This window comes from Mesorhizobium sp. M3A.F.Ca.ET.080.04.2.1 (genome assembly GCF_003952525.1).
Taxonomy (GTDB): Bacteria; Pseudomonadota; Alphaproteobacteria; order Rhizobiales; family Rhizobiaceae; genus Mesorhizobium.
On the sequence record NZ_CP034451.1, the window covers coordinates 4291227 to 4313046 of the forward strand.

The following is a 21820-nucleotide window of genomic DNA, read 5'->3' on the forward strand; positions in this document are numbered from 1 at the left end:
GCTGGGCAGGCAGGCCAATGGCACAGGTCACGGTTTCCATCGACGGCAAGCAGTATCGGATGGCCTGCGACGAGGGCCAGGAAGAGCATCTCATCGATCTCGCCGAGCGCTTCGACCGCTATGTCGCGCATCTGAAGGATTCCTTCGGCGAGATCGGCGACCAGCGGCTGACGGTTATGGCCGGCATCATGGTGATGGACGAATTGTCGGAGCTCGCCAAGCGCGTCAAGGGCATGGAGAGTGAAGTGCTGACCTTGCGCAAGACGCGCGACGAGGCGCTGACCAAGGCGGACAAGAGCGACAGCGTGCTGACCACGGCGCTTGCCGCGCTGGCCCAGCGCATGGAAGATCTCGCGGCGACGCTGGCGCTGAAGAAGGCCTAAAGTAAGCCGCTCGCCTTCACTGCGGAAATTTCAGCTGTCTTTTCCAGGAAAAGACGAAGATTTTCTGCGACCCCGATCACGCTTGCTGATACAGGCCTTTTGAACCGGGCCATCCGGCGGTATAAAACGGCAACCGCGCCGGTGGGGTTGGCCATGCCGGCGATTTGTCACAAGGGTAGGGAGCACGTCATGAGCCTTCGCATCAACGATATCGCGCCGGACTTCACGGCCGAGACGACACAGGGGACGATCAATTTCCATCAATGGATCGGCGACGGCTGGGCGGTGCTGTTCAGCCACCCGAAGAACTTCACGCCGGTCTGCACGACCGAACTCGGCACCATGGCCGGGCTGGAAGGGGAATTCAAAAAGCGCAACGTCAAGATCATCGGCATCTCGGTCGATCCGGTCGAAAGCCACGGCAAGTGGCAGGACGACATCAAGACGGCCACCGGCCAGGTGGTGAACTATCCGCTGATCGGCGACCGCGATCTCAAGGTCGCCAAACTCTATGAGATGCTGCCGGCCGGCGCCGGCGAGAGTTCGGAGGGCCGCACGCCGGCCGACAACGCAACCGTGCGTTCGGTCTATGTCATCGGGCCGGACAAGAAGATCAAGCTGGTGCTGACCTATCCGATGACCACCGGGCGCAATTTCGACGAGATCCTGCGCGTGGTCGATTCCATCCAGCTGACGGCCAAGCACCAGGTGGCGACGCCGGCCAACTGGAAGCAGGGCGAGGACGTGATCATCACCGCCGCCGTCTCCGACGAAGATGCGGTCAAGCGCTTCGGCGCCTATGAGACGGTGCTGCCGTATCTGAGGAAGACCAAGCAGCCTGCGGCTTGAGCTTTCCTTCTCCCCGTTCCACGGGGAGAAGGTGCCGAAGGGCGGATGAGGGGCGGCGCGGCGTTCGGCGATCACCGCGCCAATATCCTCAGACGCAACCGCGGCCCTGGTAGGACAACCTCGAGGCATCGGCGCTGCCCCTCATTGTCCTGCCGGACATGTCTCCTCGTATAGTGACGGGGAAAAAGGGCTGGAACCGCTGCCTCGGCCAATCGCGAGCGTTGCACAAACACAAACGGCGGCACCAGATCCTGGCGCCGCCGTTTCGTATTCTACGCGATCCCGAGGCCTAGGCCGCCGGCTGCGCCTCGATGGTGCGCAGCGCCTGGCTCTGGCGCTTGGCCGCTGCCTTGACCGCATCCTGGACCTTCTCGAAGGCGCGCACCTCGATCTGGCGCACGCGCTCGCGGCTGATGTCGAACTCGGCCGACAGCTCTTCCAGCGTCAGCGGCTCCTCGGCGAGGCGGCGTGCCTCGAAGATGCGCCGCTCGCGGTCGTTGAGCACCGACAGCGCGCCCGAAAGCATGGTCCGCCGGTTCTCCAGTTCGTCCTGCTCGATCAGCATCTCTTCCTGGTTGTCGTGATCGTCGACCAGCCAGTCCTGCCATTCGCCGGACTCGCCCTCGCTTGCCCGGATCGGAGCATTCAGCGAAGCGTCACCCGAGAGGCGGCGATTCATCGACACGACCTCGGCCTCGGAGACATTGAGGCGGGTCGCGATCTCGGCGATCTGATCGGGCCTGAGGTCGCCTTCATCGAGCGCCTGGATCTTGCCCTTCACCTTACGCAGGTTGAAGAACAGGCGCTTCTGGTTGGCGGTGGTGCCCATCTTGACCAGGCTCCACGAGCGCAGGATGTACTCCTGGATCGAGGCCTTGATCCACCACATGGCATAGGTGGCGAGACGGAAGCCGCGCTCCGGTTCGAATTTCTTGACGGCCTGCATCAGGCCGACATTGCCTTCCGAGATGACCTCGCCGATCGGCAGGCCGTAGCCGCGATAGCCCATGGCGATCTTGGCGACGAGCCGCAAATGGCTGGTGACTAGCTTGTGCGCGGCCGAAGTGTCCTGATGCTCGGCGTAGCGCTTGGCGAGCATGTACTCTTCCTGCGGCTGCAGCATCGGAAAGCGGCGGATTTCTTCCAGGTAACGGGCGAGACCGCCTTCACCGGAAACAATACTGGGTAATGACTGGGCCATGATAGCGCCCCCTCTCTATTGGAGTGATGCCCCCGCGATGCGGCGGGCATGCGTCGCGAATGCCAAAGGCTCACTCGCGGCAACGGGTATATATAGGAACAAAACCAGAAAAGACAGGCATTTGTTCAACACGAAACAGTGTGTCACGCTGAAGTGAACAACGCCAGTCAGGTTTTTTGATGGCTGGTTTGAAGCGTCTTGAAGGCGGGTTCAGAGCTTGCGGAAGCCGCCGACGAGTTCCTCCATGTCCTTCGGCATCGGCGCCTCGAACCTCATCGTTAGATGGGTGGCCGGATGCCGGAATTCAAGAAGCCACGCGTGAAGCGCCTGCCTTGGAAATGCGCCGACCGCGCCTTTCAGCGGTTCCGGCAGCCGGTTGGCCTTGGTGCGGAAGGCCTGGCCGTAGTCCGGGTCGCCGACGACCGGGTGGCCGATATGGGCCATGTGGACGCGGATCTGGTGGGTGCGGCCGGTCTCCAGCCGGCATTCGACGAGGCTCGCCGTGGTGAAGGTCTTCTGCTGCTCGCCGAAGCGCTCGACCACCGTGAAATGGGTAATGGCGTGGCGGGCGTCGTCGCGGCCTGCGGGAACCACGGCGCGGCGGACCCGGTCGGCGGCACGGCCGAGCGGCGCGTCGACGGTGCCGGCCGGCCGCTGCGGAATGCCCCAGACCAACGCCAGATAGGCGCGCTCGAGATCGCCGGTGCGGCCATGATCGGCAAAGGCTTCCGACAGAGCCTTGTGGGCGCGGTCGGTCTTGGCCACCACCATGACGCCGCTGGTTTCCTTGTCCAGGCGATGGACGATGCCCGGCCGCTTGACGCCGCCTATGCCTGAGAGGCTGTCGCCGCAGTGATGGATCAGCGCGTTGACCAGCGTGCCGGTCCAGTTGCCGGCGCCGGGATGAACGACCAGCCCGGCCGGCTTGTTGATGACGACCAACTCCTCATCCTCGTGCAGGATATCGAGTGGAATGTCCTCGCCTTGCGGCTCGGCCGGCTGCGCATCGGGCAAGACGACCAGGACACGCTCGCCGGCCGCCATCTTGCGCCTGGCTTCCTCGACAGGCTTGCCTGCGATCGAGATCGCGCCCTGTTTGATCAAGGCTTGGACGCGGCTGCGTGAGATGTCGGGCCCAAGCCTGGAGGCCAGCCACTGGTCGAGGCGCTGGCCGGCGGCTTCGGCTCCGGCTTCCAGTTCCACTGCTTCGCCCCCTATCAAAATCGGGGTGTCTTCGTTATGAGCGCTCATCGAAACCCGTTGCGGATTGTTTAGCCATGGCCCGGCCGATCGCCGAAGAAGAAGAGGAAAAGCCGCTCGATCCCGCGGCCGAGAGAGTGCGCCAGAAGCTGATCCGCTTCATGATCGTCAATCTCGGGCTGCTGTTTCTTGCCCTTATGGTGGTGATCGGGGCGCTTGTCTACAAAGCGCGCAACGCGCCTGGGGCCGGCTCGGAGTCAGCCGGCGAGATCCAGGCTCCGGCGGGCGCGCCGCTTTCCGGCGACATCGTGCTGCCGGTCGGGGCCAAGGTGGCCGGTCAGTCGCTTTCCGGCAACCGGCTGTCGATCGATGCCGAGCTTGCCGACGGCAGCCGCGCGATCTTCGTCTACGACATTGCCGAGCGCCGCATGATCGGCCAGTTCCCAATCCGTAATAAATGAGCCCGCAACAAATGAGCGCCTTCGCAGAGCGCCGCAGCATTGCGACCGTGGCGCTCGTCGTCGGGAACTATGACGAAGCGGTTGGCTGGTATGTCGAGCGGCTGGGCTTCGTGCTGACCGAGGATGTCGACCTCGGCGACGGCAAGCGCTGGGTCACCGTCTCGCCACCGAACGGTAACGGCGCGCGGCTGTTGCTGGCGCAGGCGTCCGGCGAAACGCAGGCGAGCCGCATCGGCAACCAGACCGGCGGCCGGGTGTTTCTCTTCCTCGAGACCGACGACTTCGCCCGCGACCATCGGGCGATGCTCGACAAAGGCGTCGAGTTCCGCGAGGGACCACGCCATGAGGGCTATGGCACGGTCGCGGTGTTTGCCGATCTCTACGGCAATCTCTGGGACCTGATCGAGCCAAAACGGCAGGGCTAAGCCAAGCCGTTGGGCAAACTGCGCGAAGCGGACCGAAACCCCAGTTGCTTTTTCGCTGCCGCCAGCCTATGTAGCCGGTTCTTGAGCGCGCCCATCGTCTAGCGGTCAGGACACCGCCCTCTCACGGCGGGAACAGGGGTTCGATTCCCCTTGGGCGTACCAACGATTTCAAATAGTTAGACGCTTCCCCACTAAACCGGCCTAATAACGGTCGAATAAGCGTTCTGGACAGCGAATTTTTTTCTGCGCGCGCCATGGCTTGCACGTTACCCAGTTTGCGCGCCGTCCTTGCCTGCCCCCGAGAATCAGCCAATTCTCAGACAGGTTAAGCGGGGTGACCAACTTGCCGGACTTCGCGGTAGACGACCTTCAAAAGTTAGCTACGGGTCTAGCTCTTCTACCCGGTGCTCTCATCCTGGTGGTTCGATCCCAATTCATAACCGGCCGGCGCCGCCCAAGGACTGAAGAGTTTTTTTCCTATGTGCTGGTTACGCTGCTCTATCTTGCCGTCTTTGCACCGCTGTTCGGGTTAGCCTATTCGTCTGGGCTGACGTTGCCGAAAATATATGCTGCATGGGTTGTCTTCATCCTGGTGGGGCCTTTCACGTTAGGCCTCCTGTTTGGGATGGCTTTCCAATATGGATGGACGGCCAAGGCACTTGATGTGCTCGGCCTAGAGCCTGTGCACACGATGCCGACAGCTTGGGATTGGAAATTTGGGCAGCGAACTGAACACTGGGTGGTTGTTAAGCTTAAAGACGACACCTGTTTTTACGGCTACTATGGTCGCCGCTCTTTTGCATCGTCCGACGAGGAGCGGGATATCTACATCGAGCAGGTGTTTTTGAGGGGCGATCAGCCCGACGCCAAATGGGTCCCCACGAAGAACGGGCTTTGGGTTCAGGCGTCAGAAATTAGCACAATCGAGTTTCTAGACGTTGATCGACAGGGAGAGTGAAAGTGACAGACAAAGGTAATAGAGGTCTGCCGGTCCACCAGCAAAAAGGCTACCAGCCCAGCCGCAGCACTGGCCAGTCAGCAAATGGCCCCAAGAGTGTTCAAGGAGGTTACCAGCCGGCTAGTGGCTCGGGTGCCCCAGCTAATACGCCTTCGTCAGGGACCGGCGGAAAGAAGTAGGCTCATCGCAGTGGCACGGGGCCTTGTCGCTCGACTGTTATCCGCCGTTAGAAAACGGCCCCGTCCCTCAGGTCCCACTGTTCCGCCACTGTTTTCAGTGAGGACACCCGGTATTCACCGGTAAGCGCATTTCTGGAGAAAGAATGCGCGAGCGCGATTGGCCAGTAATCCCCAGCGCATCTGTTTTCGGCGTCGCAAAATTCAGCAAAGGCCCATAAGCCGAACCCTCAAAAGATTCAAAAGCCAGCCCGATTGCAAAGTTTACTCCCGCCAGACAGCCCTCAGGAAACGCAGTTGCCGCCGACTAGCAAATTGGTCATCTTCTAAGTAGGCGCCAGGGGAGGACAGGTTGGGAGACAATGGCGAGAAAAGACCACATCTTCGGCTGGCGGCCGAGAATGATCGGAAGGCTGTCGACAAAGCGCGCGCGAGATATGAGATCGATTGGCCGCTCCAAAAGCTGGCTGCGAACATCATGCGCGTGTCGCGAGGTGCCGGTGAACCCTATAGCGTAATTCAGCAGTGCATCGACGTCGTAAAGGGTGCCCAAGCATTCTGCGATAAATGCGGTGACTGGCCGGGCGACAACGAGGTCCGCGAGGCGCTCGATTTTCACGATCCGAAACTTCGTGACTATAGCCGGCCGTATGATGAGCGGTCGTCAGCGATCGAGGACATCGTGGAGGGTGCCCTTCGCTTGGCTGCCGCTCGCTTGCTCAGACAGGATCTACAAGAGCGGCACGGAGAAAAGGACTTGTTGGACGGAGTTCGGCGCCTGGAGCATTATCATGCCGAGTTGCGCGCGAAGTGGGAGGCTGAAAGAAAAGCTGCGAGGGCCAAGCCGGCACCCCGCAGCAAGAAGCTCATCCGCAAACCGAAGCTATGAGCCCCACCGGGTTGTCACGCAGCCGCATCCCCTTCGGGAAGGAAGGACTGCAAAAGCGCCACCGAGTCATGTTGCAACATCTCGGTGAAGCGTCCGTCGGTGACAGTGAGCAGATATTCAGCCTTGGTGCGGCACTCTTCGAGAGACCCGCAGCGGTAAGCGAACACTGCGGTCAACGCATCGATGTCCGCCTGTGAAGCTTCTCCAAGTTCGACCAGCGCTTGCCCATAACCGAAGGCAACACGCTTGGCATGCTCTTCGCGGATCATCTTCTGGACTTTACGGAGGTCTGCCTTTTCGGCCTTTCGTAGCGCCGCGACAGCTTGTTCAGCAACTTCAGGAGCGGCGCTTGTGAGGCCACTCATCCTGCTTCTCGCCTCGTCATAGCGCTTGCAGATCTCGATCTGGCAAGCGATCGAGCATTCCTCCAGATCGTGGGCCGTCACGTAAAGGGACTGCGCCCCACCTATGGAGAGGGGCACAAGCAGCTCCCTTCTGTTGGTAGCGAAATAGCCGCTCTCCATCTCGTCGTTGCGATCCATCGCCTTATTGAAGCGCGCAAGAGCCGCATCCTTTGCCGCGATCAGCGCACCCAGAGCTCCGACGCCCGGCCCCTCTGCATGCGCGTCCCGAACACTGGCTACGGCGGCGGCGACGGCAGCCGTAGCGACTGCTGAAGATGCGAGAAGGGCGCGACGATCGACATGCTGGTTCATGAAACTCTCCTGTTCAAATGGGTTCGGTGTGTTTTCCGCACGCGCATGCCAAGGCATGAGCATCTTACGAAAGAAGGCCAACCAGCCCACGGCGGCGTGTGAATCTCGGGGATATGCTTTTGCAGCGCGGGCCTCAGCGGATGCGATCGACATTGGGGCAACTCCCTTTGGTTGGATACGGCAATGAGTGGCGGCGAACGCCTAGGCCTCCCAGGCATGAGAAGAGCGCGCGAAAGGCATTCCCCTCGCTTCCATCTCGGCCTCGCATTCGCTGACGCGGCGGACGTGTTCGAGGTACAGCGAAAGCTCCCACGGAAGCCGCTTGCGGCACTGATCGACAAAGGCCGCGCTATGCAGGCGAACGGTCGGCGTCAGCATTTCATCTGTTTCGGCAATCACCTTGAGGCTCTGACGAACGAACCGGATGGCTTCACCAACGTCCTGGCTGGAAATACGCCACGCATCCGCGATACGAGAGTCGTATGCATCGGCGGCTGGCGTGAGATCGAGGGAGAGCAAGGCAGTCATCATGCACCCGTTGCGCCAAATTGCTTACAGGTGTATTCATAGCTACGTCTGTAGCGACCGTCAAGCATTTTAGATACGCTTGTATTCAAAAAAGGGAGTTTTGACCGATGGCCGAGCTGACCCCTGAGGCAAACAGGGCTGCCAGAGCGATACTGAAGTGGTCTGTTCGCGAATTGGCCGAGCACGCCGGCATTGCGTTTTCCACTGTGCATCGCTTCGAAACGACGGGCGTAGCCACTGACACCACCAAAGAGAAGATCAAGGCCGCCTATCTGACCCACAAGGTAGAGATTACGAATGGGGATGGGACAGGCGCCAGGCTGGTCCGGTGACCGGCAATGGTTGAATCGCTGTGCCTGAGCCTGCCGGCAGTGGACGGCGATACGGTCAAATGCGATGCCAAAACATGCGGCTTGTTGGAACAAGGCATCCGAGACGGCGCTCGGCTCGCCTGGCGTAAGTCGCCAAGTTGGCGACACACAGGAAAGCAAAGGGCATTCACGGAACTCGAAGTTACTCGCCAGTGCTGTCTGGCGCTGCCGGCAGCGCGATATGGTCGGGACGGCACAGCGCCCTTATGGCATCAGTCTGGCCGTTGATCCCTGCCCTGATCCAGAAAGGAACCCGCAATGGCTGATCAAGATGATGCAGTTGCAAAATTTATCCAGCTGGCATTCAAAGCCAATGGCGCGGCTCTCACTCTTTCAGTTGTCGCCGCCAGTAATCTGCTAAAGGGTTCTGCTGTTCCGGCAATGGTTACCGTGGTGCCTAGCTGGCTGTTTCTAATCGGGCTCGTTTTGGCTTACGCCCTCATGACTACGAACGCTCTCTCCACAACTCATTTCGGGAATCTGCACACTCTGTTGCAGATTCGAGAAACCATAATGAACATAGAGTTCGCGGAGCACAGAACCGAAGAGACGGAAAAAATTTTGGCGGATTCGATCGAATCAAAGCGGGCGATTGAGGCATCCCTGTTGTCAAAGAAACAGCTTGCCGAGATGATTAGAGCCACCAACTGGCTGATGAATGGCTCCATGGTTTGTTTTGCAGCCGGCGTTATATGGGCTCTGATCGCCATTTCGATAGAACAGCACCTCCCGGTGAACCCCTGACAGGGGGGCCTAGTCCACTTACCTATTGCAGCGATCGGACGAAGAATTTCAAAATAGCCTTAGGCCGAACCCTCAAGGTTCAAAAGGTCGGCCGCGCGGGTGGCGACTATCTGGTGACAGACTAAACCCTCGTTAACGCATGTAATGGCCTATCTCTCGGGTGAAGCTTAGGCTTCTCGCTGCAATCCGCACCTTGTAAGGCAAGCGGACGCTTAACTCGGGTGCTCCCGCCAGAACGGACGGAGGGAGCCGAATATGGCCAAAGCTCAACCACGCGGCGACATTACCGCCTTCGAGTGCGACGTCATTCGCGAGGCTTTCAGAAAGTGGGTTGTCGAGGACAACGTGCCAGAGGATCAATGGCGCGAGCGCGCCCGGCGTCTGGTGCATACCATGACAGGGGTTGAGGATATCGACCCGCAAATGCTGGATTGGATTGTACAGAAGTAAAAGCCGCTGGGGAATCAGCACCGGGGCTTCTAGTATCTGTCAGAGCCCCTCGCTCGCTCATAGGGTGAAGGCCCGGCGGGCGTATTGGCGATGTAGTCCGTAAATGCCTGCTCCAGCTCGGCCACCGCCTCATTCTTGGTGTTCGCCCGGCCGCGCTGGCCGCCGTGGCCGCGCCAGCGCTTGTCATGCGTCGCGATCGACCAGCGCCACGTGCCAGCGCTCGCGCCGTGTGCCTCGCCCTGAATGCGGCCGACCGGAGAGCCAAGGAAGGTCGGCGAAAAGTCGTGTGGGACTGTCTGGCCCCCAATGATGGTTCGGCCCCAGTCAAGCCACAGGCGAGCCCCACGGTCGCGAACAAACCGCACAGCCTCGATGATGGTATCGAAGCTGCGCATCGGGCCGCTTTCGTCGGCCACCTGGAAGCCGTCGGCGGCTTTGCTGACTCTTAGGCGATCGGCGGACATCATCCGTTGATATAGGCGTCCGGAAGGCGGAGCATAGGCGGCCCGGCCTGCTAATCCGGAGGAGGAGTGACACAGGCCGAGCCGACCTCGCCTTGTCAGCGAGGCACGGCCATCCTGCCCCAGAAAGTATCTATGGCCAAGCGTCCAGCGTCTTCAGTCAGGATAGAGCCCGCCGCCAAAAACCTCCCGGACCGCGGGCTCCATGGCGCTGCTCGACCATAACGGGAACGGCGCCTACCCTCTCAATTGAAGCCGGGCTCAGAGGTTCCCAGCAAGAGCCCGCCCGTTTGAGGGTCCGAGCGGGCTCCAGGGGTCTCGCCCAACGATGCGGCGCCCCTCGGGAAAGCGCAGCACCGCAAATCGAACTGGGTGATTGGCGCAATGTTCCAGTTAGCATGTGCTTGTCAATCAGGGTGCCCGGCCTGCTCAGGGGATTAGGGGTATATGGCGACAGGCCGGGCTCTTACCCCGTGGGAGAGGTAAGACCGACACTATGCGCCGCCTTCGGCGGCCGAGCAGCACCTATTTTAGGATGAGCTAATGGAAAGCCCGTCGCAGCTAATGAGCGTAAGCGACGGGCTTTGAAGTGGCTACACCGGTGAGAGAGATCGACCACTTAGGTTAACTACGGAACCGTGAAGTTGTTCCACAATGGAACAATCGGCGGCTCGGCCCGCTTATCCCGGCGGAGGAATGGGACAGGCCGAGCCCCACCCGCTGTTGGGAGCGAGGCGCGGTGATTCTGGCCCAGAAAGTTCGCATGGCCAAGCGAGGAATTAAGGTAGGCGACGAGGTGTCGATAACCGCGACGGTGCGGCGTCGCGTCACGGAAGACCGTGTTAGCGTCTCTATTCCGTCCTACGGCTTCCCGCATTCCATCGTCGACCGATCATCCAAGGTGAAAAAAGGCCAACTGATCGAACTGGTCGGCCACGTCATACACATTGATGAGAACCGCGTTACAGTGCAAATAGGCGTGCCGGTGACGGTGGATCTGGATAAGGTGCGGCTTGTCACGTCTTACAAGCCGCCGGTGGATGTCCCTACATGACCAAGCTGTCCGACCTTGGCCCTCCGATCGGCAGCACCCCGCACGTGAAGGTCAAAGCTTCAGGACACGACCATTTCCATATTTGCCCAGCCTGCCGCCAAGCTGTGGATCGGCGAGACCTTAGACAAGTGATCTGGCATGAGACGCCAGGACATAGGCCGCTAGAGATGGACGCCTAGCTGTATCGTTTCGAGACCAAAATGCTGGCAGATCTCTTGCACTGAACAGGTGGCCGGTACTTCACACACACCGGTCCTGATCGCGGGGGATCAGGTTCGCCGGGCTTGAGGTTGGGGTTTCCTCGCCCGGCGAGTTTTCTCCTCTAACGAGCGCATTCATTTGCTGTCGAGCGGGGGAAAACCTCAACGTACGTATACATCGAGTGTGGAAAGTAACCCATTGTTCACCATGAGCGGGCATCGTGATTGAAGGCGTTCCAATCGCGCCTAGTCTACCCCTGCGTCGTATGACGCGCCCCGCCCAACTGCCGGCGGCCGACGTTTTCAAGTGTCCCCAACCCCAGTATACGTCGGCCGCCAACTCAGACCCCAAGCTGGCTACAAATGTTATTTCCAGACTTCAGGGTACATGCCATAATCCGTTGTAGGGCCAAGCTTTTCCTGATTCGATGGCCCCTTACCTCGGGTGACCGACGACTTCCCGCGCCCCCCCCGCCGTGTCGTCGGTCGCCCTGTCCTTCTGCCGATTGGCGCGGACGCCTGGCGTGAAGGCGCGAACGGTTTGCGCGATTGCTGTACACGACAATGCCGAACAGCCCAGGAGCTGCTAAACCGCAGATAACTGGTTAGTATTGCACTTTCCCATCTTCATTTTTTCCCCAGGCCACCGTATTGAGCATGTCGGATCGAAGTTTTGGGGGGATTCGTGAAAACCATAATTGTATTTTGTACTGCGCTCCTCGTCTCCGGCTGCGCCGGGACCAGCGTTGTTCAGACCTCGGGCAATACCGCTATTGTGACCGCCCGAGCCGCGCCTGTTTGCGGTGGGGTTGGCGCTGAGAGGGTGGCAGTCAGAGAAGCCGCCATCGAGACGATCAAGGCAGGGTTCGATAAATACGTCATCTACGATGCTGCGGCACAGAACACAGTGACTGCGAGGCAGATGCCTGGAACGTACACGACGATGGGCACCGTCAACGGAGGGATGCTGAACGCGACGACGACCTATCAGCCCGGTCCGACGATCTATTCCGGGCACCATTCCCAGGCGTTCGCGATAAAGATGTTCAAGGCCAACGATCCGGCTGGCGCCAACGCCGTCGATGCGAGGACGACGCTCGGTCCAGAATGGCCGAAGCTAATCAAGCAGGGTTCACTGACCACCTGCACGTGACGCACAACTTCAAACCAGACTGGTTGAGGGCAAGTATGCGGATCATCTTTGCCGCTTTTTTGATGCTCCTGGCCGTACAAGCATTCTCGCAGGAGTCGCAAGGGACCACGCACCGAGGGGTGCCCGTGACGATCTTCGAAACGCCAGAGCAGGCTGTTCACGCGGCTGATCGGGAGAAGCTATCCGATACCCATGATGCCGCTGACTTGGATGCTCAGACGCGCGCGGCCAATGCGGCCGAAAGGAGCGCGGCAACGGCCGAGCGGCAAGAGTTGCCAGCCTTTGTCCAAATCATCTTTGGCGGGGCAAGCACCTTTGTTGCAATTATTGCCCTCGTTGTCAGTTTTTGGACGGCAATCACCAGCATCAAGACCACGCAAACTCAATTGCGTGCTTACGTTTCCGTCTTTGACTTCGAAACAACCGTTACCAACCAGAACGTCCGGCCGCATATTGCATTCAAGGTGACATTTAAGAATTTCGGGCAGACTCCTGCACGGAACTTGCGCTTCAATTTACGATGGGAATGCGGACAACCACCCTTTGTTGAGGACAGTCACGCGACCGTCGTAGCAATTCCGGAAGGCCGGGGTTCAGTCGGGGCCGGAATGACCTTTTATGCGGGAGATAAAACTGACCTTCGCCTCGGCCAGAGCGAGATCCAGCAGGTTCTCGACAACAAGCTCTCGTTCTGGGTTTTTGGTGTAATCGAATACGACGACGTCTTTGGCAAACAACACCGCACGCGCTTTCGTTATTCGATGAATACTGGTCCGATGAACACGGCCACCTTCAGCCCTTGCGCAGCGGGGAATGAAGAGACTTAGCCGGCCGTCAAAGCGGGGGCAGCTTTTTGACCCCCTGGAAACCTATACCTTGGGTTTGCCGGCATTATAAGGGTCGCTAAATTCCCACGTTGGAGGAGCGAGTTCAGCCATGTCTCGCATGAGACCTTGGTAAGACAAGTCGTCCATGGACCCGTCGAACTCGCATGGGACCGTGAAAGGCGGACCGCCCCAAGGCCAGCGCCACCATTCTGCCGTGTTGAGCGTGGTCAAGCCTTCGGCCGGGAAACACCCATACGAACGTAACCGCCTTTCCCACTCGTTTCGCTGTAGCAGCCGAACGGCTATCATCAAGCGGCTATCTTGGCCACATAATCAGCTTTGGTCTGTTCGGAGGAAGAATCGGGAAGAGGCAATCGCGAGCTGGCCATCGCCACCCGAACAGGTCTGCCAATCATCTCGCTGATGATGGTTTCCAGCGCGGGAATTATGTCAGCAGTCACCAACGCCGGATTGGAATGGGAAAGCCTGAACCCTGGCACATCTGGACTCGACACACGCAAACCACCGTCCGGCCGCTTTTCGAAGACTACCGAGACGTGCTGCAAACGCGAAAGGTCGGTTAGATCCATTATGCGCCCCAATAGATTGGCAAATCGTAGAGTGATTTGCTGCAAAAAGCCATAGCATCCCTATTGACTCGAATCGGTAAACGAGTCCGGGCCCATATGTTGAACCTTACAAATCGAGAATCGTTGCCTTTGAGAGCGCTAGCAGGAGGCGGAGCGAACGCTTTGCGCCCATGGCTTCACATGTGAACCGCCCATGCCGATACATCCCGTGAGCCTCGCCCTTGGGCGCGCCGCCACGGGCTCCATGGAAGCGGCAGACACGCTTTCCGCGCTCGGCTGGCGCCTTGCAGCCTACGCCAGTCCTCTTGCTCGTCGCTGAGCACCTTGGGGCAGCATGGGCCTTCGCAATCCGAGCCCTGAGTTGGTCCATGGGGTTATCGGCCATTTTCACCTTGCTCCCCGCCCCGGCGCCCTACGTTGCCGACGATGGCTTGGCCGCCTTTCTCGACGTTCACGCGCTCGACGTACACCCGCTGCTCGCCTTTCGACCGGTAGCGCTTCAGGGCTTCCATCTGAGCCGCGAAGGTTCGGGCAAGCCGGTTGAAGATCCGCTCGTGCGCTTCCATGGCTTGCGTCGACTTTGATGCCCCCAGGCAAGCCGCCGCCTTCATAGTTGCAATCTGGACCGCTGCCATCTGGACGCCAAGCGTAGCCTCCAGCTGGTCCTTTGGATGCATCCCGTACACCATTGACAGAGCATAGTTCATCAGTCGCTCGTCCACGCCCTCGCCCTTCTGCGCGGCCATGGTCAGAGCTTCTAGAGTCCCGCGCGTGAAGTCTCCGCATTCGCTGCCGATCGCAGCCGATATCAGTTCATGGCCCAAGCTTGGCTCGGGATGGTCTACCTCGATGGAAACGTTGAGGCCGCCGTCATCTCTTCGGATGTTCGCAATTTTCATTCCGGGTCCAGGCGTCCGGGTCTCTCGCCGTTTGACATAGGCAGCTCGCCCAGCCACTTCCTGAGGCGTCGGCTCATACGGTTTTGCAACTGCGGTACTCTCAGCCGCTTGTGCCTTCTTGCGCATGGGAACGACTGCCATCAGTGCCTCACTATTCCTACCAGATCGAGACCGGCCGCGAGCTGAAGTCCAAACGTCAGCATTGCCTTGGTGAGCAGATCCTGGCCCATGGCGTGATACAGGCCAGCTAGATCGGCCTGGCCCTGCAAGCGGTATTCCTCGGCCGCAGCGTGGCAGCCAAAGCCAAAGGCCATGAAGTTGAACAGATCGGCATCAGTGGCCGTGTCGCTCGTGAAGACCTCTGACAGATTGGCGACGATATCGGGGTCCACTGCGAGCGAGGCATTGGCCACCAAGCGGCTTTGCACCTCAGCCATGTAGTCAGACAGTGATGGGATGCTCATGCGCCTATGCTCCCGTTAGCTGTGTTTCGGTACCGCTGTGGACAGGACTCACCGGCAGGATTACATCTTGGCCGATGGTCCAGATCGATCATGATCCGAAAGAGAAGCGCCCGCCTCACAGCGGGGGACGGTGGGGCGATTATCTCGCCTATGCGCTTCTGACCGGGCTTGGGCTCTATCTCACTCGGAACCATGTTCTGGACCCGTACTTCTGCTCATGGTTGGGCTGGTGCTCTTGAGCCGGCCAAGGTCGCTCCCTGAGCCGTCGATGCCAGGAATCTCTGCATAGCCGAAACCGTCTCAAGAGCCCTGGGACTGCGGCTCGCAACAGCAATCGCCATCTTGATCCGCTGAGGGTCGTTGGACAGCAGCAGACCTGCGATGCCCTTTGCCATGCTCTCGTCGACCTTGGCGCCGTAGGCCCGCGCACCGCGCACCAGCAAGCCGGTGGTGAGGCCGGTTTTCCAATCGCCTGTGACATAGCCGGCGCCAGTCCCGGCTGCTGTAGCCATGCCAAGCTCTTTCAACTGGCGAGCGGTGGTGGAATTGCCCATCGAGCCGCGAAGCTTGTCCATGATGTTCTCGACGCGAGTGAAGGCCTCGAACTGGCGGGCTTTGTTCGGACCTAACGCAAGTTCGATCTTCTGACGCGATTCCGGCGAGCCATAGATGCGATCGATCACGTTGGCGCGGTCCGGCATGGAGTTGATTGCGTTCTTCAGCTCAGAAGCGAAGCCGGTGGCGAATGCATCGCGCTCGGCCGGCGTCATCCTAGAAAGCGCCTGCTGGGTCTCGGGAAGGGTCCGGTTCTGCGAGACGAACTTTCGGCCGGCGTCCAGCGCGTCCTCTGCGCCGAAGAAAGTAGCGGCGCCCTGCCGTGCCTGGGCATAGGATGGAACAGCCTTGTCGAGTTCACCTCGGAGCGTTGACGCGAGGTTTTCCAGCGTGCCAGCCTCGCCATTCCTTCCGGCTCGACGTGCCGCGCTCGCCATGTCGTCCAGTTCGCGCTTGGTGTAGTCCCAAAGCTGGAGATCCGGGTAAGCGGCCACGCCGCCGTTATTGCGAAATGTCACGCGACCATCCGGCGTGAACGTCACCTTTGGATTGAAGGCACCGAAGCCCTCGGCGATAGACCTATTCTGTCCGCTCTTGGCAGCGGCCCTCATGGCGTCGGCAACGGCAGGGCTTCCGGCCAGTCGCTCAAGCTCTGGGGTGATGATGCCGGCGGCGCCGTCCTGATAGGCTTTCCGATAGGCCGGATTGTTTGCCTTCCTGGCTGCGGTCTTGAGGGTGTTCTGCAAGGCCAGATCGTCCGCACTGCCGCCCATGAGCCGGTCGACAAATCCAACCGCTCGCGGCCCTTGGCCCGCAAAGCGGTCTGATACTGTCCTGTCGATGATGGCGCGAGCTTCTGGATCATTGTTGGCGGCTGAACGCATCAGAGCGCGAGCGCTCTCGCCACCGCGATCGACGTTTAGGATCGGCTGGCCATTGAGCATGGCCGAAAGCTCGTCCTGAGGCCCCATGAGGGGCGCTCCGAGATTGTTACGGTCGGCAACCATGGCCCGGCCAACACGCTTTATCGCAGCGCTTTCGGGATTGAGCAGGGACGGGATGTTCATGCGCTCGGCAATCTGCCCGACGCCATTAAGCAGGCTGCCGAAGCCCGGAATGGCCAGAGCGAGCCCGCCGTTTATCGCAGCGGACTTGCCGATGTCGGCAGCGGAACCGCCGCGCGCGGCAGTGTCAGCTCCACCGATTGCCGCATTGGTGAGGCCGCCCACCGCCATACGGCCCAGGAGGGAATCCCCGGTAAGGCCCAGCGCTTTTGCGCCCGCCTGGGTTGCCCCGAGCCCGAGCATGGGGCCGATGGTGCCGGTCGCTGTCCCAAGAAATGACGTGTCGGGGTTTTGCTCCTGAGCGCGGGCAGTGTCTGCTGCCATCTCGCTTCGAACTTTGTCGAAGGGCTGCCCTGAGATTGCGTGACCAAGCCCACCCGCAATATCCAGCGTCACATTCTTGAACGACGGCCCGACAATCGGGAGACCTTCGAGCGCGCTCATCGAGAACGCGCCCGCCTTATCCAGTGTCGGATACCGAGGCTGCACGCGAGCCGGATCAAACTCCGAGTGGATTGGTTGGCCCGGCGCCATCGAGTTCGCCGGCCCTAGAGGGGCACCACTTTCAACGCGGGCTTTCGCGCGAGCAATGTAATCCTGCACGCGAGGGTCCAGGCCGCCCGGGTTTGCCTGAGCTGCTGGCTGGCTACCTGCGCTCTTGAACGCATTGAAAGCAGCGCTCTCATCCGGCGCATCGACTTCGTAGGTGGTGCCGTCAGGGCCTTGGATTTCGAAGATGGGCACTATTGCTTCCTCCGAATCTTCACGCCGTTGCCCATGTCAGTCCAGCCACTGCCGGATGAAGGCGTCTGCGGCGCGCCGTTCAGGCTCGGGACTGGGTCTGCTGATTCCCGCAAGCTCTGGATGGCAAGCTGGCGGTTCCTCGCCTTCTGCTGGATTACGTCAGGACCATCGCCAGGCTGCGGGAAATACTGCTGACGCGCATTTTGAAATTCGGATTCGCTGATGGCGGCGCCCGATTCACGCCGGAGAACAGCGTTGATGAAATCGCGCTGCGCCTGATCGAATTTCTGATAGTCGTCGCTGACCAGATAGTTGCCAAGGCCGAACGGCGCCGCTGCCCGCGCATGCTGCCCCATTGATGCACCGGCAGCGGTGATATTGGGCTGAGAGACGGTCCTGTCCGCCTCGTCCGCACGCATGGCGAAGCCGCCGGCCTTGCGCATATCCTCGCTATACTTCGGGCCAGTGATCGGGATATTGCCGCCATGCTGTGCGGGCTGCGGCCCACCGACTGGCTGTGCAGCGCCGCCGCCAGCCGGCTGCTGGAAGATGCCCTGAGGGGTCATAAAGATGATTTCGCCGTTCGGACCGGTGACCGTCTTGCCGGCTGCAACGTTGGCGGCCTGATCCTTGGTCAGAACGCCCCTCTCGATTAGATAGTTGAGGCCCTGCGCCTCAACGCTGCGGCCCGAGAAGAACTGCGTTCCTGCGCTTGCGCTCTGGTCGCTCGGATAGACTGCCGCGCCATTGTCCACATAGCGGGGGACGCCGTTGGCATCGTTTCGAATCTCGCGCTGCTTTTCGTCGGGAAGTTTGCCGGTCAGGATGAAATTGCGGCCATCCTTTGAAGTGAGGTCGAGGCCAAACTGTTGCGCCGCCGCGGCACGCTGGTCGAACTCCGTCAGACCGCCACCCTTGGAGCGCTGGAGCAGGTAGCTCCGCAGCGCCGGCTTGTCGGAAGCAAGAACCATTGCGGTGCCCTGGTCGAGCCCCTGGGCCTGGAGCCACTGCGTAGTGATGTTCTTTTGCCGGCGCTGAGGGGCGATAAGGTCGCCCAGCAAGTCGCCAATACCAGATCCAGAGGCAGGCCCCGGTGATTGCCACGGTGAGCCAGTCGCTACCGGCTCGGAGGAGATCAAGGCAGATCGTGCCTGAGGACGGGCCGCGAAGCGCGGAGCCGATGCCGGAAGGGCGGCCGAAGTCTGAGCATGCAACATGGGTGCCGGTTGCTGCGGTGCCGCCTGCGGTCCGGAGAAGCGCGCTATCGACTGCTGAAGTGCTGCGGGGTCAGCGTGGTCGCCAACTCGCGCGGCCGCCATTGGAAGGCCGGCGGCGGCAAGCTGGTTCTGCTGCGATATTCCGCCGGGGTTCAAGATGGCTGCGAGGATTTCCTGAAGGTCCATAGGTGATGCAAGCCCAATCAAAATTCGCCAGCATCATTCTATTTCCCGTCGCTTCAGCCTACAACGCGACGGGCACCATAAAACAAAACAATATCAGACATTTGCCTACAAGACACCGGCCTTTTGGTGCCGCTTCTCATGCGCCCGTATTGGTCGAAATGCGCTGGCTGAGATCAAGTGCCAGAAGGGCAACTGATCTTCGGGCCGTCCCAAAAGCCGCTATTGTCCGCTAAAAAGCGGGCGCCGTGAGATTCAATCCTGCGCGGGCAGGCTGTCCATCTGCTGCTGCCACTCTAGGCGCTGCTCTTCGGACATCAATTCCCACGCGACAATCACTGCAATGACGTGCTTGGGAATGCCGCTTTGCCAGTGGCCTCGGAGTTGCCGGGAAATGGTCATCTCTGGACGGCCGAGCAGCTTCGCTAAGGCCCTCTGCGTCAGGCCAGCGGCCTTTGCCCGCTGCTGCCATGGGTAATTCTCCATGCCTTTGGTCGGTAACAAAGGATTCGACGTAGCGTCTACTCTCCCTTGTAACGATTAGTCGTCACGTATATTTATGCGCCACGACTATTTCGGGAGGAGCCCCGCAATGGGGTTCGGCAACAAAGCACGTACTCAGGTATCGCTGGTAGGGGCTGTTTCGCTGCTCCTCCTGGGGCCGGCGTGCGCCGGGAAGGATGATGCCGAATGGAACCCACCCGCACGATTTGACCACCCGTACAAGGGAGAGTTGCTAGTCAGGCGCATCCCACAAGAAAGTGTCGTGGAAGCCTGCCGCGTTCTGTTTTCGATCTACAGAGTGCCAGCCATGTCCCACCCGGAGCAACGCGGGTGTTCTATCCTAGCCTCGAACCATTCCTGTCTCGTAATCACCATTGACGAGCCATATAAGCGAGCCACGCCGGAATCTGTTCTTCGGCACGAGATCGGCCATTGCAACGGATGGCCGGCGAGCCACCCCGATTAAGTCGGAGCCAGTACGATTCCTGACCAGCTATTGCTACCCTGCGCCGAACTCCACGGGGAGACCTGAACGTTTCGGCTGGCATTAGTGGCGACTTTATAATCAAAGGCCCACGATTCAACGTTGTTCGCACCCATCAGTGCCGTCTGGCCGCGCTCCGTAATGCCCGTCCAAACCAGATTGTTGGAATTTTGGCCAGCAGCAGCGATGCCGATCATGGCGCTGTTGTTAGTCGAAACATTGATATTCGTGTTCGCGCTACCTGTCGAATTGCCCCAAGTCGTATACGGCGTAATCGAATAGCCAACGGTTCGTAGAATAACGAGCGTAACAATACCTCCACCCCAATTTACAGCGATGTCGCCAGAAGTCCCGCCTGGTGCCGCTGTGAAAATAGCCGTACCGCAAGCATCATTGCCCGACGTATCGTCACCAGTTGAATGTGGCTGATAACGCGCCACGCCAGTCGCCGACCCGTTAATGGTCAATGAAGGTGTTAAACCGGGGCTTACGGAGCGGTCACCATGCCAGACAAGAAATATGTTTCCTCTGCCTGTGGTGTCCGGGCCGAAGCTGGCGCCGGAGAACGAAGTCGCAGCAGCGCCAGCGGAATAGGTCTGCTCTACCAAAAGACCCTGGCCAAGTCCGGCCATGATGCCACAAATACCCGGCAACATCAGGCTCTCCTCATCGCATTGAGCGCGACGGCTTCATCCGTCACCCGGAAGCCAAAGCCGCTTTCCAATGGCTTGACCCCCGGCAGGGCGCCGGCGCGGGCCTCGGTCACGATGTCACCTATCGGCCGGCACTCGCGCTTGTGCTCGGCCCAGAAGCCCATAAGGGTTTTCGCGTTCATGAGATCCTGCGCCGTCATGCACAGGCCCTCATCGCTTCGCTAGCTGTGAGCTTTCGGGAGGTTGTCCATTCGGACCGGACCGAGGAGACTGGAGTTACCACGCTTCAGCATCCATCGGAGGATCCGAATGAACATCCATAAGAATGCCCGTCTCACACCGCTGCGTCGAGAGGAGATGGCGCTGTCGGTGATAGAAGGCGCTTTCTCCAAAGCCCATGCGGCGCGTGTCTACGGCGTGTCGGCCAAGATCGTGGCGCGCTGGGTCGAGCGCTACAAGTCCGAAGGGCGGGCCGGCATGATCGACCGTTCCTCGCGGCCCGCCCATATGCCGCAGGCCACCGCTGCGTTGATCGCCGAGCGCATCATGGCGCTGCGGCGGCAACGTTGGACCGGCAAGCACATCGCCCATGAGGTCGGCGTCTCGCCCGCCACCGTTAGCCGGGTTCTCAAGCGTGCCGGACTGTCGCGGTTGCGGGATATCGAACCGGCCGAGCCGATCCGACGCTACGAGCGCGAGCATCCTGGCGAGATGATCCATATCGATATCAAGAAGCTCGGTCGTTTCGAGCGCATCGGTCATCGCATTACCGGCAAGCGCACCGGCAATGCCAGCTCGCGCGGCAGCAGTTGGGAGTTCGTCCATGTCTGCATCGACGACGCCTCCCGCATCGCCTTCTCGCAGATCCTGCCCGACGAGAAAAAAGAAAGCGCCATCGCCTTCCTCAAGGCGGCGGTGGCCTACTACGCCAGCCTCGGCGTCACGATAGCCCGCGTCATGACCGACAACGGCTCCTGCTACAGATCAAAGGCCTTCGCCAAGGCCTGCCGCGATCTCGGCCTCAAGCACGTCAGGACAAGACCCTATACACCCAAGACCAATGGCAAGGCCGAGCGCTTCATCCAGACAGCACTGCGCGAATGGGCTTATGCCATCGCTTATCCGACTTCAGATCACCGCGCCGCAGAGTTGCCGGTCTGGCTGCACAGATACAATTGGCACCGTCCCCACGGGAGCCTAAAGTCCAAAACACCTATCAGTCGCCTCGCTCTAACCGAGGACAACCTGTTGAGGCTCCACAGCTAGCGATCTGCCTGATGAAGTCAGAGAGGTTGAGGCCGCGCTTGGCCGCAGCCTCAAGCATCGCGGCTTTCTCGTCGGCGTATACGCGAACGCGGATGCGATCAGGCATTCCGGTGGTAGAGCGCATGGGTTTCCCCTTGATGGACATGGGGAA

At 60.1% G+C, this 21820-nt stretch carries 26 protein-coding genes and 1 tRNA gene; 14 read left to right on the top strand and 13 right to left on the bottom strand.

Translation table 11 applies throughout. The features are described from left to right. The first annotated feature begins 17 nt into the window (after positions 1-17). Complete coding sequence (locus tag EJ074_RS20430; protein WP_095804605.1) at positions 18-383, top strand: cell division protein ZapA; 366 nt, start codon at positions 18-20, stop codon at positions 381-383. Positions 384-572: 189 nt separating this feature from the next. Continuing rightward, positions 573-1232, top strand: coding sequence for a peroxiredoxin (locus EJ074_RS20435; RefSeq protein WP_095804604.1), 660 nt, complete (start codon positions 573-575; stop codon positions 1230-1232). Positions 1233-1521: 289 nt separating this feature from the next. Here EJ074_RS20435 and rpoH read toward each other — a convergent pair whose 3' ends face one another. Both rpoH and EJ074_RS20445 read right to left on the bottom strand, forming a co-directional pair. Further along, positions 1522-2433: an RNA polymerase sigma factor RpoH gene (gene rpoH / locus EJ074_RS20440; protein WP_095804603.1), complete on the bottom strand. Its 912-nt coding sequence runs from the start codon at positions 2431-2433 to the stop codon at positions 1522-1524. A gap of 210 nt (positions 2434-2643) precedes the next feature. Beyond that, positions 2644-3684, bottom strand: coding sequence for an RluA family pseudouridine synthase (locus tag EJ074_RS20445; protein ID WP_129553681.1), 1041 nt, complete (start codon positions 3682-3684; stop codon positions 2644-2646). A gap of 26 nt (positions 3685-3710) precedes the next feature. Here EJ074_RS20445 and EJ074_RS20450 point away from each other — a divergent pair, with 26 nt between their 5' ends. The 5 genes from EJ074_RS20450 (at position 3711) to EJ074_RS20470 (ending at position 6542) form a co-directional block, all read left to right on the top strand. Next, positions 3711-4094, top strand: a complete 384-nt coding sequence (locus EJ074_RS20450; RefSeq protein ID WP_095804601.1) for a fimbrial protein — start codon at positions 3711-3713, stop codon at positions 4092-4094. An 11-nt stretch (positions 4095-4105) separates the two neighbouring features. Then, the gene (locus EJ074_RS20455) at positions 4106-4519 is read left to right on the top strand and encodes a VOC family protein (RefSeq protein ID WP_095804600.1); all 414 of its coding nucleotides are present in this window, start codon (positions 4106-4108) and stop codon (positions 4517-4519) included. Between the two features lie 87 nt (positions 4520-4606). Then, positions 4607-4681: transfer RNA gene (locus tag EJ074_RS20460), tRNA-Glu, on the top strand. Between the two features lie 172 nt (positions 4682-4853). Beyond that, positions 4854-5477 carry a DUF6338 family protein gene (locus EJ074_RS20465; protein ID WP_129553682.1) on the top strand — a complete coding sequence of 208 codons (624 nt, stop codon included), beginning with the start codon at positions 4854-4856 and terminating at the stop codon, positions 5475-5477. A 528-nt stretch (positions 5478-6005) separates the two neighbouring features. Beyond that, on the top strand, positions 6006-6542 hold the full coding sequence (locus tag EJ074_RS20470; protein ID WP_129553683.1) for a hypothetical protein: 537 nt from the start codon (positions 6006-6008) through the stop codon (positions 6540-6542). Positions 6543-6556: 14 nt separating this feature from the next. Here EJ074_RS20470 and EJ074_RS20475 read toward each other — a convergent pair whose 3' ends face one another. Together EJ074_RS20475 and EJ074_RS20480 are read right to left on the bottom strand one after the other, a co-directional pair. After that, complete coding sequence (locus EJ074_RS20475) at positions 6557-7411, bottom strand: hypothetical protein (RefSeq protein ID WP_129553684.1); 855 nt, start codon at positions 7409-7411, stop codon at positions 6557-6559. Between the two features lie 48 nt (positions 7412-7459). Then, a complete protein-coding gene (locus EJ074_RS20480) occupies positions 7460-7789 on the bottom strand; it encodes a hypothetical protein (protein WP_129553685.1) in 330 nt (109 codons plus the stop codon). Positions 7790-7893: 104 nt separating this feature from the next. On the opposite strand from EJ074_RS20480, the gene EJ074_RS20485 reads away from it, so the two are divergent. From EJ074_RS20485 to EJ074_RS20495, 3 genes are all read left to right on the top strand, one after another. Then, positions 7894-8118, top strand: coding sequence for a helix-turn-helix transcriptional regulator (locus tag EJ074_RS20485; protein WP_129553686.1), 225 nt, complete (start codon positions 7894-7896; stop codon positions 8116-8118). 297 nt (positions 8119-8415) lie between these two features. Then, on the top strand, positions 8416-8901 hold the full coding sequence (locus tag EJ074_RS20490; RefSeq protein WP_129553687.1) for a hypothetical protein: 486 nt from the start codon (positions 8416-8418) through the stop codon (positions 8899-8901). 255 nt (positions 8902-9156) lie between these two features. After that, positions 9157-9351 (top strand): hypothetical protein, encoded by a 195-nt coding sequence (locus EJ074_RS20495; RefSeq protein WP_129553688.1) that lies wholly within the window; start codon positions 9157-9159, stop codon positions 9349-9351. Between the two features lie 29 nt (positions 9352-9380). Here the strand turns inward: EJ074_RS20495 and EJ074_RS20500 are convergent, their stop codons facing one another. After that, the gene (locus tag EJ074_RS20500; RefSeq protein WP_129553689.1) at positions 9381-9818 is read right to left on the bottom strand and encodes a hypothetical protein; all 438 of its coding nucleotides are present in this window, start codon (positions 9816-9818) and stop codon (positions 9381-9383) included. Between the two features lie 757 nt (positions 9819-10575). Between EJ074_RS20500 and EJ074_RS20505 the strand changes: the two genes are divergently transcribed. From EJ074_RS20505 to EJ074_RS20520, 3 genes are all read left to right on the top strand, one after another. Continuing rightward, positions 10576-10866: a hypothetical protein gene (locus tag EJ074_RS20505; protein WP_129553690.1), complete on the top strand. Its 291-nt coding sequence runs from the start codon at positions 10576-10578 to the stop codon at positions 10864-10866. A gap of 1023 nt (positions 10867-11889) precedes the next feature. Beyond that, the gene (locus EJ074_RS20515; RefSeq protein WP_245454740.1) at positions 11890-12219 is read left to right on the top strand and encodes a hypothetical protein; all 330 of its coding nucleotides are present in this window, start codon (positions 11890-11892) and stop codon (positions 12217-12219) included. Continuing rightward, positions 12174-13046, top strand: a complete 873-nt coding sequence (locus EJ074_RS20520; RefSeq protein WP_129553692.1) for a hypothetical protein — start codon at positions 12174-12176, stop codon at positions 13044-13046. The genes EJ074_RS20515 and EJ074_RS20520 overlap by 46 nt, the downstream gene beginning before the upstream one ends. 308 nt (positions 13047-13354) lie before the next feature. Here EJ074_RS20520 and EJ074_RS20525 read toward each other — a convergent pair whose 3' ends face one another. From EJ074_RS20525 to EJ074_RS20565, 8 genes are all read right to left on the bottom strand, one after another. Further along, the gene (locus tag EJ074_RS20525; protein WP_129553693.1) at positions 13355-13636 is read right to left on the bottom strand and encodes an NAD(P)/FAD-dependent oxidoreductase; all 282 of its coding nucleotides are present in this window, start codon (positions 13634-13636) and stop codon (positions 13355-13357) included. Between the two features lie 374 nt (positions 13637-14010). Further along, on the bottom strand, positions 14011-14535 hold the full coding sequence (locus EJ074_RS20535) for a hypothetical protein (protein WP_129553694.1): 525 nt from the start codon (positions 14533-14535) through the stop codon (positions 14011-14013). 140 nt (positions 14536-14675) lie between these two features. After that, positions 14676-14999, bottom strand: a complete 324-nt coding sequence (locus tag EJ074_RS20540; RefSeq protein WP_129553695.1) for a hypothetical protein — start codon at positions 14997-14999, stop codon at positions 14676-14678. 215 nt (positions 15000-15214) lie between these two features. Then, a complete protein-coding gene (locus EJ074_RS20545) occupies positions 15215-17362 on the bottom strand; it encodes a hypothetical protein (protein WP_129553696.1) in 2148 nt (715 codons plus the stop codon). Next, on the bottom strand, positions 17362-18765 hold the full coding sequence (locus EJ074_RS20550) for a hypothetical protein (RefSeq protein WP_129553697.1): 1404 nt from the start codon (positions 18763-18765) through the stop codon (positions 17362-17364). The genes EJ074_RS20545 and EJ074_RS20550 overlap by 1 nt, the downstream gene beginning before the upstream one ends. Before the next feature lie 252 nt (positions 18766-19017). After that, positions 19018-19248 (bottom strand): helix-turn-helix domain-containing protein, encoded by a 231-nt coding sequence (locus tag EJ074_RS20555; protein ID WP_129553698.1) that lies wholly within the window; start codon positions 19246-19248, stop codon positions 19018-19020. A gap of 480 nt (positions 19249-19728) precedes the next feature. Further along, a complete protein-coding gene (locus tag EJ074_RS20560) occupies positions 19729-20406 on the bottom strand; it encodes a hypothetical protein (RefSeq protein WP_129553699.1) in 678 nt (225 codons plus the stop codon). Then, positions 20406-20603, bottom strand: a complete 198-nt coding sequence (locus EJ074_RS20565; protein WP_129553700.1) for a hypothetical protein — start codon at positions 20601-20603, stop codon at positions 20406-20408. Before EJ074_RS20565 ends, EJ074_RS20560 begins: the two co-directional genes overlap by 1 nt. 109 nt (positions 20604-20712) lie before the next feature. Between EJ074_RS20565 and EJ074_RS20570 the strand changes: the two genes are divergently transcribed. After that, the gene (locus EJ074_RS20570; RefSeq protein WP_126063820.1) at positions 20713-21669 is read left to right on the top strand and encodes an IS481 family transposase; all 957 of its coding nucleotides are present in this window, start codon (positions 20713-20715) and stop codon (positions 21667-21669) included. The last annotated feature ends 151 nt before the right edge of the window (positions 21670-21820 follow it).